The 1,603-nt window shown below is 56.8% G+C and carries 1 rRNA gene (cut by a window edge); it reads right to left on the minus strand.

The window, feature by feature from the left end:
* Nucleotides 1-1,538: ribosomal RNA gene (locus ACZ7M7_RS07925) — 23S ribosomal RNA — on the minus strand; it reaches 1,272 nt to the left of the window's first position.
* Nucleotides 1,539-1,603 lie beyond the last annotated feature (65 nt).

Consider the following 1,603-nt stretch of genomic DNA (forward strand, 5'->3'; position numbering starts at 1 on the left):
AATGTTTGACGCTTCACAGCGGGTACCGGAATATCAACCGGTTATCCATCGACTACGCCTGTCGGCCTCGCCTTAGGTCCCGACTTACCCTGGGCAGATCAGCTTGACCCAGGAACCCTTAGTCAATCGGCGCACACGTTTCTCACGTGTGTATCGCTACTCATGCCTGCATTCTCACTCGTGAACCGTCCACCACTGCCTTCCGGCGCGGCTTCACCCGGCACACGACGCTCCCCTACCCATCCACACAGGCGTTGGCCCTGTTGTGTGAATGACACGACTTCGGCGGTACGCTTGAGCCCCGCTACATTGTCGGCGCGGAATCACTAGACCAGTGAGCTATTACGCACTCTTTCAAGGGTGGCTGCTTCTAAGCCAACCTCCTGGTTGTCTCTGCGACTCCACATCCTTTCCCACTTAGCGTACGCTTAGGGGCCTTAGTCGATGCTCTGGGCTGTTTCCCTCTCGACCATGGAGCTTATCCCCCACAGTCTCACTGCCGCGCTCTCACTTACCGGCATTCGGAGTTTGGCTAAGGTCAGTAACCCGGTAGGGCCCATCGCCTATCCAGTGCTCTACCTCCGGCAAGAAACACACGACGCTGCACCTAAATGCATTTCGGGGAGAACCAGCTATCACGGAGTTTGATTGGCCTTTCACCCCTAACCACAGGTCATCCCCCAGGTTTTCAACCCTGGTGGGTTCGGTCCTCCACGAAGTCTTACCTCCGCTTCAACCTGCCCATGGCTAGATCACTCCGCTTCGGGTCTTGAGCGCGCTACTGAATCGCCCTATTCGGACTCGCTTTCGCTACGGCTTCCCCACACGGGTTAACCTCGCAACACACCGCAAACTCGCAGGCTCATTCTTCAAAAGGCACGCAGTCACGAGAATGTGCAAGCACATTCCGACGCTCCCACGGCTTGTAGGCACACGGTTTCAGGTACTATTTCACTCCCCTCCCGGGGTACTTTTCACCATTCCCTCACGGTACTATCCGCTATCGGTCACCAGGGAATATTTAGGCTTAGCGGGTGGTCCCGCCAGATTCACACGGGATTTCTCGGGCCCCGTGCTACTTGGGTGTCTCTCAAACGAGCCGCTGATGTTTCGACTACGGGGGTCTTACCCTCTACGCCGGACCTTTCGCATGTCCTTCGCCTACATCAACGGTTTCTGACTCGCCTCACAGCCGGCAGACTGTGAAAGAGAGATCCCACAACCCCGTATACGCAACCCCTGCCGGGTCTCACACGTATACGGTTTAGCCTCATCCAGTTTCGCTCGCCACTACTCCCGGAATCACGGTTGTTTTCTCTTCCTGCGGGTACTGAGATGTTTCACTTCCCCGCGTTCCCTCCACTTGCCCTATGTGTTCAGGCAAGGGTGACAGCCCATGACGACTGCCGGGTTTCCCCATTCGGAAACCCCCGGATCAAAGCCTGGTTGACGACTCCCCGGGGACTATCGTGGCCTCCCACGTCCTTCATCGGTTCCTGGTGCCAAGGCATCCACCGTGCGCCCTTAAAAACTTGGCCACAGATGCTCGCGTCCACTGTGCAGTTCTCAAACAACGACCAGTACACCGTCACACACCACCTGT

Source organism: Streptomyces sp. NPDC111606 (genome assembly GCF_055656945.1).